Origin of the sequence: Pseudoalteromonas sp. Ld19, assembly GCF_045064135.1 — a bacterium.
GTDB classification, from domain to species: domain Bacteria; phylum Pseudomonadota; class Gammaproteobacteria; order Enterobacterales; family Alteromonadaceae; genus Pseudoalteromonas; species Pseudoalteromonas aliena.
This window is the reverse complement of record NZ_JBISHA010000009.1, coordinates 23,751-38,438: the sequence shown is the minus strand read 5'-3', so window position 1 is coordinate 38,438 and position 14,688 is coordinate 23,751. Positions and strand designations below refer to the sequence as shown.

Below are 14,688 nucleotides of genomic sequence, written 5' to 3'. Positions count from 1 at the left end.
TAAAGACGCATCCATGCCGCCGTATTTAGCGCGCCATTTATAAAAGGTTGAGTTGCCCATGCCATGTTCACGGCATAGCTCAGGAATAGGTACGCCACTTTCTGCTTGTTTTAAAATGGCAAGGATCTGACTGTCTGTAAAATGTGCTTTTTTCATAATTTTCTCCTGTGTTTACAATAAGAGAAAATTCTACATTTGGCATCTATTATTTTTAGGGAGGATTACCATCCACTTTAATTGAACAAACAAAACTTTACACCCACTTTAATTAAACAAACAAAGCTGTTCATCTAAATTCACTTTTTAGGTTAAGAACATACCTTAAACTACTGGGCTACTTCCATTTCATCCATTAAATAAGTCATTAGTAATCGTAAACTTAAATTTCGCGCATGAAAATAACCATATCGTTGCCGTTTTAGGGGGGATTACCGTTGGCTAAAATGTTGAGGAACGAAAACAGCCAACTGTTTTTTGTCCTTATTTATTAGCTTGTTAGGTACAACATGCCATTAACTGTTTTTGCAATTCTGTATTTTCACAGCCGATAATTTCTAAACCCATGACTTTGTTTTTAGAAGAGTAAGTTAACATGACAGTATATTCATTGTTACCTGTTGGAAATGTATCTTCTATTTCTTCAGGGTTATAGCCAATGAATTCAATAGTAAATGCTGAATTATCTGATGCAAATGAAGCACACGAGAGAATTTCACAATTTGTTAATTGCTTAGCAAAACCTTTTTCATCTTCTTCGATTAATGAGGATTTAACTTCGTTGAATAGATCTGCTAACTTTTCCTTAAACACCAAATTCTCCGTTGTACCCAACGAGCCTGTAGATTAACTCGTTTTTTATTTATTTTTATTGATAAATAAACCATAGCTGAGTTCCTATTTTGGTTCAATCTATTACTGTATTTTATGCAGAATATAAAGTGGGAGTTTGGTGTTGTTTTAATTGGCGTTTTGGAAGGGATTACGGGTGTCTGAGTGGCTTATTTGAGGTTAAAAGGGCTTCCCCTTCTTAATGCATCGTGTTTTGCAGTTTTTCTATATTATGAACAAGGCAATACAGTTGCCGCAGCGCAAACTAAAGGCATTCACTTTCGCTTGGCTCCGTAAGGTCAATTTATTCATGCCTTTATTCACTGTAATATTGCACTTTTTACCTAAAGAAAAGCTGGTTCAATACAGCCGAGTCGTTTGCCGTCCTATAATAAATAGCTGTCGTCGTCCGATTTGGCTATCTATTTTTACTTTCATTTTGTCTGCATTGCTCAGTTTTTTGCGTAATTCATTATTTATAAGTTTTACTTAACGCCCTGCTTTAATTGATAATTTACGTAACAGTTAGAATTGGTATCATCCTAACTTTAATGAAATGCAGCGAATGTATTTATCTTATTACATTGCAAACAGCGGGCAAACTCTGTGTTTTATCAACCGTATTTGTTGTCGGCATAAAAGTGCTCCATTTGATAGGTACTCTTTAGGTCTAGAACATAGATGTATTATTTACAAATCATCAACTAATTATTTGTAGCTTGCTATTAGCATCTTCAATGGCTGTTAAGTGGTCGCTTATTTAAAAACTAATTAATTAGTTGATAGATGAAATTATGCGCGCTATAGTATTTAAAACTAATTAATTAGTAGATTAAAAGAAAGGGTTAAATACGATGGCTAGAAATAAATCAAACCAGCTTACCGATGGTGAGCAAAGTATTATGGAAGTGCTTTGGAAAAATGGTGAAGCATCTGTGCGCGACATAACGGATGAACTATCAAAAGAGAAGCAAACGGCTTACACCACAACACAAACCCTGTGTAAGATCCTTGCTGAAAAAGGCTATGCTGATTTTAGAAAAGAGGGTAAAGCGTTTATTTATATCCCTAAAATCACTCAAAAAGAGGCCCGACAAAGTGCATTAACCTCAATGTTAAACAAGTTTTTTGGTGGCTCACCCAAGGTGTTGGCACAACACTTAATGCAAGAGACCGACATAGACCTTGATGATCTAGAAGCGCTGCAACGTAAAGTCGACCAAAGTAAAGACTAACAAACCAAGATAAGGACGCCAAGGCTATGATGATTGAATATACTTTATTAACAACGTTGGCATTTCACCACCTTGTTATTGGTTTTATCCTTTTATTGGGAATTGCGTTGATTAATAAATGTGTACCATCGAGTGCGGAGCTGCGCAGTTGGTTATGGATGACGGCATTTATTGTCGCAACAGTCATCCCCTTCACTTTGATCACAATGGATGCAGATAAAACTTCAAGCGTTATAAATTCAGTTGCGCAATCGGTTGATTCAAAAATAGAAGATAGCTTTTCAGCAACTGATAATAAAGTCGCTATGAGTGATCAGGAGAGTAACTGGCATTTACCCAGTGAGATTGTATTTAACTTCTCATTTTTACTCAGTATTGGTGTCCTACTTTGGTTTATAGGTAGTATATGGCGTGGATTTACGGTGTTATCGTCATATATGCAAACACGAAACTTACTCCGCTCTACGATAGAAAAAGCGCCGCGCTTATCGGCCCATATTAATACAGATGTTTATACTTCAAGCAAAGTATCCTCGCCTTTGGTTATTGGGTTTAAGCAACCTAAAATCATCCTTCCAAAAAGCATTACTGAACAACTCAAGCATGAGCAATTACTGGCGATAGTGCTCCACGAAAACGCGCATATAAAACGTAAAGATAACTGGTTTGGCTTATTTCAGGAGATCATTGCTATCTTATTTTGGTGGAGCCCAGTGATCCGCCTGCTTAATAAGCAAATTCATGTAGAGCGTGAAATAGCGTGTGATTTACGCGCAGTGAACGAAATTAAAAATACGCAGCAATACGCGCAGTCACTAATTGATTGTGCAAAATTAATGGTGATGGAGCAGCGGAGCGTGTTGGCAATGGGACTATTTAGTAAGAAAAAAGAGCTGAATTATCGTATCGGCGCGGTTTTAGAAAACAAGCAATTTAAAAAGCCACGTATCACGATCATTATGCTGGTTTGTGCAGGGCTAACAGTCACCACAATTCAAGCTACACAGGCCTTTTCACCTAAAGTCAGCATTAAACACACCGTCGTTGATGCTCGACATTACTCACTATTACCGCAATTTGAAAGTACCTTACTGATTGATGCCGTTACTCGTAATGACATTGGCGCAATTAAAGCACTGAAAAATGATGGGGTTGATATTAACGTGCCAGTTATTGGCGATGGCACTGCGTTGATGATTGCGGTGAAACAAAATAACAAAGCAATGACACAGGCATTGATTGACTTAGGCGCTGATGTAAATCAGTCATCAAGTGGTGATGGTAACCCGCTGATAGTCGCTGCGATGAGTAATAATATTGAACTGGCAACGCTATTGTTAGATAACGGCGCTGATATAAATGCAATTGTGCCGCGAGATGAAACACCGCTTATCAATGCAGCGTATTTTGGTTTTTACGACATGAGTCAATTATTAGTTGCACGCGGAGCTGATGTTAACTTAGCAGTTACGACAGGGGTTTCTGACGGTTATCAGCGACGCTCGCCTCTAAATCGTGCGCGTACTGAGTCAATTAAAGCGCTACTAATAGCTAATGGCGCACGCGAATGATCTATATCTTACTTCACTTATCACCTTAGCGTGCTTTAAGTCGATTGGCTTTATTTAGCCTGCATCACGTTTATTTAAATTACTTCAATTAATTGTTGATTGATTTTCACCCTACTTTTAGTGGGTTAGCCAAACTCGTTCTAAATAAAGGAAATAGTGTGTTTATACCCAAATATTCCTTATCAAAGAACACATATCACACAAGAAATAACAACGAAGGTGACACCATGATCTTTAATACCCCCATATTCTTTTGGTTTTTTGCCATTTTTATTTTGTTTTACGGGTTTGTGTTTTTAAAACAAAAACCCAAAGTGTACTTAATTTTAGTTGGTAGCTTAGTGTTTTACGGCGCGTGGAATTATAGTTTTATTCCATTGTTGGTAGGCAGTGGGGTAGCCGATTACTTTATTGCCCAAGCTATTTATAAAGCATCAACGCTGCAACGTAAAAAGCAATGGGTGACTTTATCTGTGGTGCTTAATTTAGGTTTACTTGCAGTGTTTAAATATGCCGATTTTGCACTTAACTCTGTGTCTGAGTTGTTATCTTCGCTTGGTTACAATGCCTCTATTGAAACATTAGGTTGGGTGCTGCCCGTTGGTATTTCTTTTTATACTTTTCAAAGTTTAAGTTACACCCTTGATGTTTATCGTGGTGACATGAAGCCACGTAAAGGCTTAGTTGAATTTGTTGCTGCGTTATCGTTTTTTCCTCAATTGGTTGCAGGACCTATTCTTCGTGCAAGCCATATATTGCCACAAATACACGCCATCGCATTACCTAAATATACGGCTGTAAAACATGGCTTTTTACTGATCACTGTTGGGCTTATCAAGAAAACGGGGGCTGATATATTAGCTATCCCAGCGCAACATGCTTTTGAAGCAAAAGGCCCTATTAGCACGCTTGAACTTTGGACTGGAGTACTGGCATTTGCAGGGCAAATCTATGGCGATTTTTCGGGCTATACCGATATAGCAATTGGTATTGCGCTGATACTTGGTTTTAGTATTCCATTGAACTTTAGAGTGCCTTATTTTGCGCTTTCTCCGGTTGATTTTTGGCGTCGTTGGCATATCTCCCTCTCTACATGGTTACGCGATTATTTATATATCTCATTAGGTGGAAACAGAAATAATAACCGTACCCGTAATGTGTTTTTAACTATGTTATTGGGTGGTTTATGGCATGGTGCGGCGTGGACCTTTGTTGCGTGGGGCGCATTTCATGGCGCTATTATTACTGTCACGCACTATTTAGCAGGGTTGAAAATATTTGCACGTTTTAATCAATCCAACGCGCTGCTTGTTACTTTTATTAAGTGGGCCATCACGTTTTATTTAGTCCTTATAGGTTGGGTATTTTTTGCAGCCAACGACTTAACTTCTGCCATAGATATTATTACTAATTTACATGTATTTAATTCAACAATAGCAGCAGGAAGCAACGCAATGACTATTTTTGCAATGACCAGTATATGGGTGCTACTTGTACATATTATGGATTTTTACGTAATAAAGGGCGCTGACAAGCTGGAAAATAAACCCTGGCTATTTTGGCTGTTAATGATGTTAGGGCAAGGCGTGTGTTTATTTATCGGGGAGCCAAGTAATGAGTTTATCTATTTCCAATTCTAATCATCAAGGTACACCAACAATGACATCACAAAAATTATATGGAAAGTCGATTCTTGTTATTGGCTTATGTATGGCTTTCGCACTTATCAGTATTCATCTTATTTTGCATGGGATGGGGGCAAATTCACAAGGCGTATTAGGCAGGGTCACTGAGTCACGGGCGGCTTTGCCACAGATAGTGAAAGAACCAAACGATGTTGTGATGTTTTTTGGTTCATCAATGACGCGAGCTGGGTTTTCGCCGCGAAAATTTGATGCTGATTTAGCGCAGCGGGGTAAGCAGGTTAAATCGTTTAATTATGGCTTTGGTGGGCTAAACCCATATTTTCAAGATTTTTTGTCACGGCGTATTGCGGATGAATTTATCGAAGAAGATCGCAAAATAAAGCTAACCATGATTGAGTTTAATCCGTTTCAAACCACGCAAACACGCTGGGATAGAGCTGCGCCAGTTTTAGACTCGTTTTTAACGTTGCTTGCCAATGACGAGGAGTTAATGGAAATTGCAAAAAATGATCTTACTCGTGGCGTACGGTTATTCAATATAAAGTATTTGCGCGGTAATATATCAGCTGAAATGATCACCAGCTTTTTTGGCCGAGGGATGTTTCCTCCTCAGTCACATCAAACGTTTAAAGATGATGATGAAACTATTGCGCAACATCGTCGCTTAGGGCGATTGCTTGGTCAGAAGTTTGATGAAGAATACCCTGATCATAAGCCGGTAGAATGGAGCTATGAATGGCAAGGTGGCGGGACTATTCCACAAGAGCGTTCAGCAGAAACATTAGCCATATTTAACGACTATTACCGCGTTACGCAAACCGATAACGCAATGAGAAATGACCGCCTCAGTCGCATTAGTAGTGCCGATATAGAGCAGCTTCATTTTGAGCCATTATTAGTTGATCACTTTATTAACATTGTAAAAAACTTTCAACGTGTATCTGAGAACGTTGAAGTGATCATGCTGCCAAAAAACAGCAAGTGGATAAAAACAACACCAGAGGCTGAAAAACGTTTAGCTGAGGTAATTACGCAAATAGAACAAGCTACTGGTATTAAGCTGAAAAACCATCAAAATATACCGCAAATAACCCCGCAAATGTACCGTGATACCACGCATTTATCGCGTTATCGTGGCGATATTGCTTACACAGATTATCTAATAGATCAGTATCAAAGTTTGTTTTAGTTTTTACAGTGGTTAGGCTGAATAAGTTACATGCATCAGCGGGTGAGAAAGACCCTAACTTATCACGTTGATGCTTTTCGCCATTATTTGGTGAGAGTTGTTATTCAATATTGTTTATTTAAAAGTTTTAAAATTTAAGTTGTTGATTATTAATTGTTATTTATATGGCTTAATATTTGCTGAATGAGTGTAACTTAATTAGGAATAGACACTCATGCTATTAGATATTCAATCATTACGTCATCAATATAATAAAAGCAAAGATGCAAAATGCGCAATTAATACATTATCGTTGCAAGTTGAACCTGGTATTTTAGCCTTGTTAGGCCCTAATGGAGCAGGAAAATCTAGTTTGATGAGAATTCTGGCTACCATTACTAAGCCAACACAAGGTGTCATTTTATGGCAAGGCCAAGATATTGTTAAATCACCACAATTGTTACGCAAAGAGCTGGGCTATTTACCTCAATATTTTGGCGTGTATGAACAGTTATCGGGTATTGAGTTTTTGCAATACATGGCAGGGCTTAAAGGGCTTGAAAGTTCCCATGCAAAGAGTGTTATTGATGATTTACTGAATAAGCTTAATTTAACTCACGCCGCGCACCAGCCGCTAAAAGGCTACTCTGGCGGTATGAAACAACGCATTGGAATTGCGCAGGCGTTATTAAATGATCCTAAATTATTGATCATTGACGAGCCGACAGTTGGTCTTGATCCGCATGAACGCGCCAACTTTAGACAGTTATTGACCGAGCTTGCGGCGGATCGTTGCATTATCTTCTCTACGCATATTGTGTCAGATGTTGAATCGATTGCGGATCGCATTGTAATTATGCGCGGTGGCACGCTTATCCAATCAGCAACAGCAGATGTATTACAGCAAAAAGTGGCTGATAAATGCTGGACACTAACGGTTGAACCATCGGAGCTGAAACAGATCCAGCATGAGTATATTGTTAGCCACAGCATTCGAAAAGAAGGAAAGCTTGAATTAAACCTTGTTGCGGATCATTGCCCTGACTCTAAAGCTACGGAACGGGTGCCATCACTTGAGGATGCTTACTTGTATTTTACCAGCGATCAATCAGTATCTCACAGCGCAGTGAGGATCCGTTAATGAAACAGATTTGGCAATGTATGGTAGCTGACTTTAAACAACGCACACGCCAACAAAGTTATATGGTGACCTTGTTGGCTATGTCTGTATTAACGTTATTGTATTTTCCATCCCCTGATGCGCAGTACCAAACTTTGGTTATTAATGGCTACCGCGGGATTTATAACAGCGCGTGGATTGGCGTATGTTTAGCGATGCTGAATGTCATGTTCTTACCCATTATTTGTTTTTACTTAGTTAAAAATGCACTTGAGTTAGATAGGCAATCAAAAACGTGTGAGCTTATTGCAGCAACGTCGATTAGCAAACAGGCTTTTTTATTCGCTAAGTGGGGAGTAAATGTACTGATTTTGCTTTCAATTGTATTGGCGATGTTGCTCAGTAGTGTATTGATCCAACTTTATTATGGCGAAAGCTACCAGATTGATATGTGGGCACTTGTTTGGCCGCAATTAGTGTTTGTTTTACCGCTGTTATTAGCAATTGCATCTATTGCTATTTTGTTTGAGTCGATAACGTGGCTCAAAGGTGGTTTTGGTAATGTGGCGTATTTTTTCTTGTGGATTGGCTCGATAACGCAAAGCATTGAAGGAGTGTCAGGCATTGGTGCGGTGCTTGAAAGTTTAGATATGGAGGTTGCTGCGCGTTTTCCAGCAGAGCAAGGTGGCACCAATGTTGGCATAACAGCGAGTGAATCTGTAAGCACATTTGTTTGGCATGGATTTGAGCCAAGTGTTGTGCTCCTCTTAGGAATGCTGCCTTTGTTGATGATCAGCTTAATAGGTTTGAGTTTAGCATTTTTATTTTTTGATCGTTTCAGTAATGGCTCACTGAAAGATGCTAAAAAGCCATGGCGAATAGTCAGCGTAATTGAAAAAGTCACAGGAATACTCGATAGATTATTTGCTGGCGCAACAAAGTCATTCGCTTTTACACGTTTATTACGATTAGAGTTTAAGTTAATACTCAAAGGGCAAACAAATCTGTGGTTCATCGGGTTGGTCACTTTGAATGTATGCCAAGCTTTTGTTGATCAGGAGCTGTTATTGAGCCTTTTTTTACCTATCTCATTGCTGTGGTGTGTATTGGTTATATCACCATTAGGGCAGCTAGAGAGGCAAACAAATACCTTTGAAATTATGGCTTACAGTAAGCAATCCCCATTATTGCAAAATATGGCTAGTTTTAGTGCTGGCTGGGGACTGTTAGCATTAGCGTGTTTAGGTAGTATTGCACGGTGCGTAGTAATGGCGGAGTGGTTGTTGCTGGTACAATTGTTTGTGGCTATTTCGTTTATGGTTTCATTAGCCTATTTTTGCGGTGCATTTACGCAAACAAAGCGAATGTTTGAAGTCGTTTTTTTAGTTATTTGGTATATAGGGCCTCTGCAAGCTGGGTTATATTTAGACTTTTTAGGCGTGAACAGTCAGTCGAGTTGGGATGCAGGAATGCCTTATTACTTTTTGGCTATTGCTAGTGGATTATTGCTATTAACAATGAGTATTAAACGAACCCGTTAATTAAAAGAGCATCAGGGGACTTTACCTGATGCTCTTTTGTGTACTTGGGGGTTGCGAACTTTAATTGTTTACGAGATATAAAGGCTATCATCACCAATACGTAGTGCCATACAATCACTTTGGCCATTTATAATCATACTTTTATCAACACGTACCCCCGCACTTGCGTATTGTCAGATTCAAGGTCGAAGTACACCACATTTATTAAACGAGATTCAGGTTAGCTAAATATATATCCCCTGAAGTAAAGCTGACTCACCTTGTAAACAAAAAGAAAAAAATGTAAAAAACCTTGATCGCAGCAATTAGTCCCTGTACTTTAAACATAATTATTTAAGGAGAGAATGATGACACTTTTAAAACTTACCTTACCACTTGTACTGACCCCCCTTTTATTACTTACTACACCAGTTAAAGCCAATGGTATCGATGAATGCGACCCATTTTGGATAAAGTTCAATATGAATAAGTATATGCAAAGTGAGCGAGTTGAACGGTTAACAGTTCGAGCTGGCAGTAAAAATAAATGTGTAACAATATCAGCAAATAGCAATGAGGTGTATGACATACTCAGAATGCAATATAATAAGCGAAACGCGCTTGAGTCAAAATTAAGAACTAAAATTGATGAACAATTACGAAGTAGTGCTTCTGGTTCGGTTAAACACCGATATACAAACTTTGAGCTGACAGGTAATCTAGCAACTAAACTTACAGCTAATTCAAATGGTGAAATTTTAGCCCGTGTTAATGGCTTTGGTTTTAAAGCTCGTGCCAAATATACACTTAAAAATGTCCCATCAATTATTGCCAAAGTATATGCTAATGTATCCATTAACAATATTGTGGTAGATGCCAAATATGACTTTATGACAGGTAAGTCACAAGTAATAAACGTAAACCCTATTAACCTTAATATTAATGTTGACTCTCGTATTTTTGGCTTTAGTGTTCCACTATTAAGCAACTACATTAATAACAAGATCGAAGCAGAACTTCGAAGCGATATTGCCAATTATTTAGACACTAAAACTAATGGATGGAGTAAAGCTCTATTCTCACTAGATAACGCAATTCCAAATGATAAGTTTGGAAATCTAGGAATAACTGTTAAACAAAAATTGACGAGCCTTTTGCAAGGGCAATATATCGAGATTCGAACTAACACTAAGAGTCTAATAGGTTCTTCATTAACTGTAGATATATCCGGTGACTTTGGTATTCATATGGATTCTGATAGGTACGAGAACTCATGCTACATATATGCTGACACACTATGCGGTATTCCTAAGGACTAATTGGTAGTGTCATCCTAGTTCATTCCTTAATTCAACAAGCTGTAAGTGGTGAAATGATCCTCTTAAAATAAAAAGCGCTGCAAATATGCAGCGCGCTCATTGTTGAGTGGCTGTTGTATTTAAATTTTTTTAAAAGAAGCCGAGTGGATCTTCGCTGTAGCTCACTAATAAGTTTTTAGTTTGCTGGTAATGATCGAGTGCTAGTTTGTGCGTTTCGCGGCCTATTCCTGATTTTTTATACCCACCGAAAGCAGCGTGTGCTGGGTACATGTGATAGCAGTTGGTCCACACTCGCCCTGCTTCTATTTTACGACCCATGCGATAAGCACGGTTCATGTTTCTGCTCCACACACCGGCGCCCAAACCAAACTCTGAGCTGTTGGCAAGTTCGAGTGCTTCGGCTTCATCTTTAAAAGTCGACATAGAAATAACAGGGCCAAAAATTTCTTCTTGGAACACACGCATGTCATTTGTGCCTTTTAGCAGCGTAGGTTGTATGTAGTAACCACCGTTTAAATCGCCACTTAGTTGCTCTACGTTACCGCCAGTGAGTACTTCGGCGCCTTCTTTTTTACCTATTTCAATGTAACTCAGTATTTTATCGAACTGTGCTTTTGAGGCTTGTGCGCCAACCATAGTTTCGCTGTCGAGTGGGTTTCCGCGTTTAATTTTTAAGGTACGTTCGAGTATTCGTTCAATAAACTGCTCGTAAATATCTTCTTGAATAAACAGCCTTGATGGGCACGTACACACTTCGCCTTGGTTAAAGTAAGCAAGCACGGCGCCTTCAATGGCTTTGGATAAAAACGCGTCGTCTTTTTCCATTACATCATTAAAAAATATATTAGGCGATTTACCGCCAAGCTCGACCGTTGAAGGAATAATATTTTCAGCAGCGCATTTTAAAATATGTGACCCCACAGGCGTTGAACCCGTAAATGCAATTTTAGCGATGCGTTTACTTGTTGCCAGTGCCTCACCTGCTTCTTTACCAAAGCCATTTACAATATTTAATACGCCTGCAGGGAGTAAGTCGCCAATAATTTCCATTAACACTAAAATAGAAGCTGGGGTTTGCTCAGCCGGTTTTAAAATTACGCAGTTACCTGCAGCAAGTGCTGGCGCTAGTTTCCAGGCGGCCATTAAAATAGGGAAGTTCCACGGAATAATTTGCCCAACTACACCGAGAGGTTCATGAAAATGATACGCAACAGTGGTAGCGTCTATTTCACCTATAGTGCCGTCTTGCGATCGTAGGCACCCTGCAAAGTAGCGAAAGTGATCTGCCGCTAGCGGAATGTCAGCTGCGAGTGTTTCACGAATTGCTTTACCGTTATCCCATGTTTCGGCAACAGCTAGTAACTCTAGGTTTTGCTCAATTCGGTCGGCTATTTTTAGCAGTATGTTACTTCGGTCGGTCACCGACGTTGTGCCCCATTGCTCTCGCACTGCATGCGCTTTATCGAGAGCCAGCTCTATGTCGTCTTTGTCTGAACGCGGTATTTGGCAAAATACCTTACCGTTTACTGGGCTTATATTATCAAAGTATTGGCCATTTACTGGCTTCACCCACTCTCCGCCAATGTAGTTCCCGTATTGTTGTTTAAAGTTTACGAGTGCGCCATCGCTACCTGGATTTGCATATATCATGTGTGATCTCTTTATTGTTGTTAGCTAAAGGTCGAACAGTTATATAAAGCAAAATGCTTTATATTTAATCAGTGTTGTTTGACATTAAACTAACAACCGCCTAAAAACTTGATTAGCTGTCCACAAAAGTTGTCTGTGAGTCCACACTAATAAAAACCTAAAGGGTTGATATGCACACATCTCAGTTAAACAAAAAACGCCAACAACTTGATGTATTAATAGAAAATAAAGTTTCGTTTGCGGCCGATAGCAGTGAGTTGAGTATTTACGACACGTACCAAAGCGCGCAAAAGGTAGCACTGCACTCAAACGAGTTACTATTTTGTGCCATGCTTAGCGGTAAAAAGGTAATGCACGTAGAGAGCAGCCAATACCATAAAGCGTTTTTACCACACGAGTCGTTTGTATTAGCGCCAGAGCAAGGTGTATTAATTGATTTTCCACAAGCCTCAATGAGTACCCCTACCACCTGTTTAGCCATTGAAATTAGCAAAGACAAAATAACGAGCGTGGCTAATGCACTTAACATGCAGCAAAACTTTGCACTTGATGACTTATTTGAATATGTACCTCAGTTAGTGCATACCCAGCATAATATTCAAACGCAGCAATTATTAGAGCGTATGGTGCATTTATTTAATGAGCAAGGCGCGCAGCGACATTACTTGATTGATTTATCGTTAAACGAATTGATCACCCGTTTATTACAACAACAAAGCCGCGAGCTATTGCTAGCTAGCTGCGATAAGCCACGCCTTAAAACAACAGTGAGCGATGCCCTGCTTTATATTGAAGAACACTTAAGTGAAACGCTCGACATAAATACTTTATGCAAAATAGCATGTATGAGCCGAAGTAAGTTTTATCAGCAATTTAAACTCGCATTTGGTACTAGCCCAGCCCTTTGGCAACAACAGTTAAGACTTAAAAAAGCGCGTACTCAATTACTACAAGGCCATGCAATTAGCAAAGTTTGCTTTGATGTTGGATTTAATAGCGCGAGCCACTTTAGTCGCCTATTTAAACAAACCTTTGGCATTGCGCCTAAAGAGTGCCGACATTAGCCCTAAAGGGGCATTACCTGTACTGGCTGATGTAATTTAAATGATTAAAGCCCCATATTACAGGGCTTTAAATTAGAGTTAGATCTATTGCTTTATAAAGGTGACACCTTTAGGTATTTCATCTTGGGGTAACCGAGTAGAGTGCATTTGCGATAACAACCATTTATCGCCCACTTTTGATACAACAACGCTTTCTAACCAATAAATATCAATACTTCTTTGAGTGTTTTTAATATTGGCTTTATTCCAGTAATTAATAAATGCAACATCACCCACTACACGCGAATTTATAACACTAAAATAATTAGTTCTTATAAAGTCAGAAGGCTTAACTACATTTATAAAGTCATTAATAGTCCACACTTCACCGTGTTCTAAAAGTAGAAATGAATCATCAACGGCTGCACGCATTTGCGAGTGATCAACGTTAGAAACAGCTAAAAAAAGATCGCTAACCGGCGTGAATATGTTGTTATCTTTTGCATGTATTGATGTAGAAAATATCAGGAATGTAATAAAGATAAGTACTTGTTTCATTGTTTTTATAATATGTAATTTGCTCAATAATAATGAGTGTATTTTAATAGAGCAGTATTAACAATTGAAATAAAGCGGATGTAACTACTTAATAACGTTACCCATAGAGCAAAAAAGCACTCTATAAGAGTGCTTTAATTTAAGTTTTTAAACCAGGCTATTCGTCTAGCCAATCTATGGCTGCGGTAGCATTTTCAAAGTATTGAACCTCACCCGATATAAACCAGTTACCTATTTTTGCCATTCGAGCTTGCCACTCTTTATTACCGTAAATAGCTACTTTTTTAAATTCTTTAGAGTGCTTAGCACCTAACTTTAAGTCATCCCACGCTGCGCGTACTTCCCAACCTTCAAGTTCGCTACCATCTATTAAGGCGTTCACGACTGGATGCTTAACTTCGCCAAGCGCTGAATTTATCATTGGGGTAATTATTTTGTAGTCGTCGTGAGTAAGCGTACCAACGGCTTTAAGTTTTAAAAAAAACTCTCTTCCTGCACGTTCAAGACCAATCGATAAACCATGTGTTGTGTGTACCATTACTGCTCTCCTTAAATAGGCTGAGCGGTAAAAGTACATCGTCTAAAATTAATTAGTCCTGAACTAAATCAATAAATAATCTCAAATAAACGACTGATTTACGCATTTTGTACGCGAGATATCTGGTTTTCTACATCAGTTAAATGGCCCGTTTTAAGCCATACTTTTGCGCCATTACTTCCCGCCTTAACGTTAATGGAGCTATTAATAGGCACTCTTAACCAACTGTTTTTTACAAAGGTATCGGCTTGCTCATCAAATGAACCTTCAAGTACTAGCAGTTCTGCTCCACCTTTTGCGTTTATAACCATGCTGGCGTTGGGCTTAAAGTGCAACAAGCTTACGTCTTCAAAGTCGTCTTTGTACAAAGTGGTTACGGCGACATTTTTAAAACTAGGGTGCGGTGTATTCAATCGGTCAATGCAACACCTTATAATTGATTATTAATTAGGTAGTTATGACTGACTTATCAAAACGTGGTTTAAGTGATAT

General features: G+C 38.8%; 14 protein-coding genes. 8 read left to right on the top strand and 6 right to left on the bottom strand.

Annotation, left to right across the window (positions count from 1 at the left end; all coding sequences use genetic code 11):
- Together ACJJVZ_RS01415 and ACJJVZ_RS01410 are read right to left on the bottom strand one after the other, a co-directional pair.
- Nucleotides 1-156, bottom strand: a 156-nt coding sequence (locus ACJJVZ_RS01415; protein ID WP_405597494.1) for a transposase, incomplete at its 3' end; no start/stop codon positions are given.
- A gap of 339 nt (nt 157-495) precedes the next feature.
- The gene (locus tag ACJJVZ_RS01410) at nt 496-810 is read right to left on the bottom strand and encodes a hypothetical protein (RefSeq protein ID WP_405597492.1); all 315 of its coding nucleotides are present in this window, start codon (nt 808-810) and stop codon (nt 496-498) included.
- Between the two features lie 872 nt (nt 811-1,682).
- Here ACJJVZ_RS01410 and ACJJVZ_RS01405 point away from each other — a divergent pair.
- The 7 genes from ACJJVZ_RS01405 to ACJJVZ_RS01375 all read left to right on the top strand — a co-directional run bounded on the left by ACJJVZ_RS01405 (nt 1,683) and on the right by ACJJVZ_RS01375 (nt 10,407).
- On the top strand, nt 1,683-2,063 hold the full coding sequence (locus ACJJVZ_RS01405; protein ID WP_054203440.1) for a BlaI/MecI/CopY family transcriptional regulator: 381 nt from the start codon (nt 1,683-1,685) through the stop codon (nt 2,061-2,063).
- Nucleotides 2,064-2,089: 26 nt separating this feature from the next.
- Nucleotides 2,090-3,634, top strand: coding sequence for a M56 family metallopeptidase (locus tag ACJJVZ_RS01400; RefSeq protein WP_405597490.1), 1,545 nt, complete (start codon nt 2,090-2,092; stop codon nt 3,632-3,634).
- A gap of 227 nt (nt 3,635-3,861) precedes the next feature.
- Nucleotides 3,862-5,274 (top strand): MBOAT family O-acyltransferase, encoded by a 1,413-nt coding sequence (locus tag ACJJVZ_RS01395; protein WP_405597488.1) that lies wholly within the window; start codon nt 3,862-3,864, stop codon nt 5,272-5,274.
- Nucleotides 5,249-6,469, top strand: a complete 1,221-nt coding sequence (locus ACJJVZ_RS01390; RefSeq protein ID WP_405597486.1) for a hypothetical protein — start codon at nt 5,249-5,251, stop codon at nt 6,467-6,469. The genes ACJJVZ_RS01395 and ACJJVZ_RS01390 overlap by 26 nt, the downstream gene beginning before the upstream one ends.
- Before the next feature lie 214 nt (nt 6,470-6,683).
- Nucleotides 6,684-7,589, top strand: coding sequence for an ABC transporter ATP-binding protein (locus tag ACJJVZ_RS01385; protein WP_405597483.1), 906 nt, complete (start codon nt 6,684-6,686; stop codon nt 7,587-7,589).
- Nucleotides 7,589-9,109, top strand: coding sequence for a hypothetical protein (locus tag ACJJVZ_RS01380; protein WP_405597481.1), 1,521 nt, complete (start codon nt 7,589-7,591; stop codon nt 9,107-9,109). Before ACJJVZ_RS01385 ends, ACJJVZ_RS01380 begins: the two co-directional genes overlap by 1 nt.
- Before the next feature lie 344 nt (nt 9,110-9,453).
- Nucleotides 9,454-10,407, top strand: a complete 954-nt coding sequence (locus ACJJVZ_RS01375; RefSeq protein WP_405621561.1) for a hypothetical protein — start codon at nt 9,454-9,456, stop codon at nt 10,405-10,407.
- Nucleotides 10,408-10,536: 129 nt separating this feature from the next.
- On the opposite strand, the gene ACJJVZ_RS01370 is transcribed toward ACJJVZ_RS01375, so the two are convergent.
- Nucleotides 10,537-12,057 (bottom strand): aldehyde dehydrogenase family protein, encoded by a 1,521-nt coding sequence (locus ACJJVZ_RS01370; protein WP_405597475.1) that lies wholly within the window; start codon nt 12,055-12,057, stop codon nt 10,537-10,539.
- A 170-nt stretch (nt 12,058-12,227) separates the two neighbouring features.
- Between ACJJVZ_RS01370 and ACJJVZ_RS01365 the strand changes: the two genes are divergently transcribed.
- The gene (locus ACJJVZ_RS01365) at nt 12,228-13,121 is read left to right on the top strand and encodes a helix-turn-helix domain-containing protein (protein WP_405597473.1); all 894 of its coding nucleotides are present in this window, start codon (nt 12,228-12,230) and stop codon (nt 13,119-13,121) included.
- Nucleotides 13,122-13,205: 84 nt separating this feature from the next.
- On the opposite strand, the gene ACJJVZ_RS01360 is transcribed toward ACJJVZ_RS01365, so the two are convergent.
- From ACJJVZ_RS01360 to ACJJVZ_RS01350, 3 genes are all read right to left on the bottom strand, one after another.
- The gene (locus ACJJVZ_RS01360) at nt 13,206-13,658 is read right to left on the bottom strand and encodes a hypothetical protein (protein ID WP_076924264.1); all 453 of its coding nucleotides are present in this window, start codon (nt 13,656-13,658) and stop codon (nt 13,206-13,208) included.
- Nucleotides 13,659-13,815: 157 nt separating this feature from the next.
- Nucleotides 13,816-14,196, bottom strand: a complete 381-nt coding sequence (locus tag ACJJVZ_RS01355; protein WP_405597470.1) for an STAS/SEC14 domain-containing protein — start codon at nt 14,194-14,196, stop codon at nt 13,816-13,818.
- A 98-nt stretch (nt 14,197-14,294) separates the two neighbouring features.
- Nucleotides 14,295-14,609, bottom strand: coding sequence for a hypothetical protein (locus ACJJVZ_RS01350; RefSeq protein ID WP_405597469.1), 315 nt, complete (start codon nt 14,607-14,609; stop codon nt 14,295-14,297).
- Nucleotides 14,610-14,688: the final 79 nt, after the last annotated feature.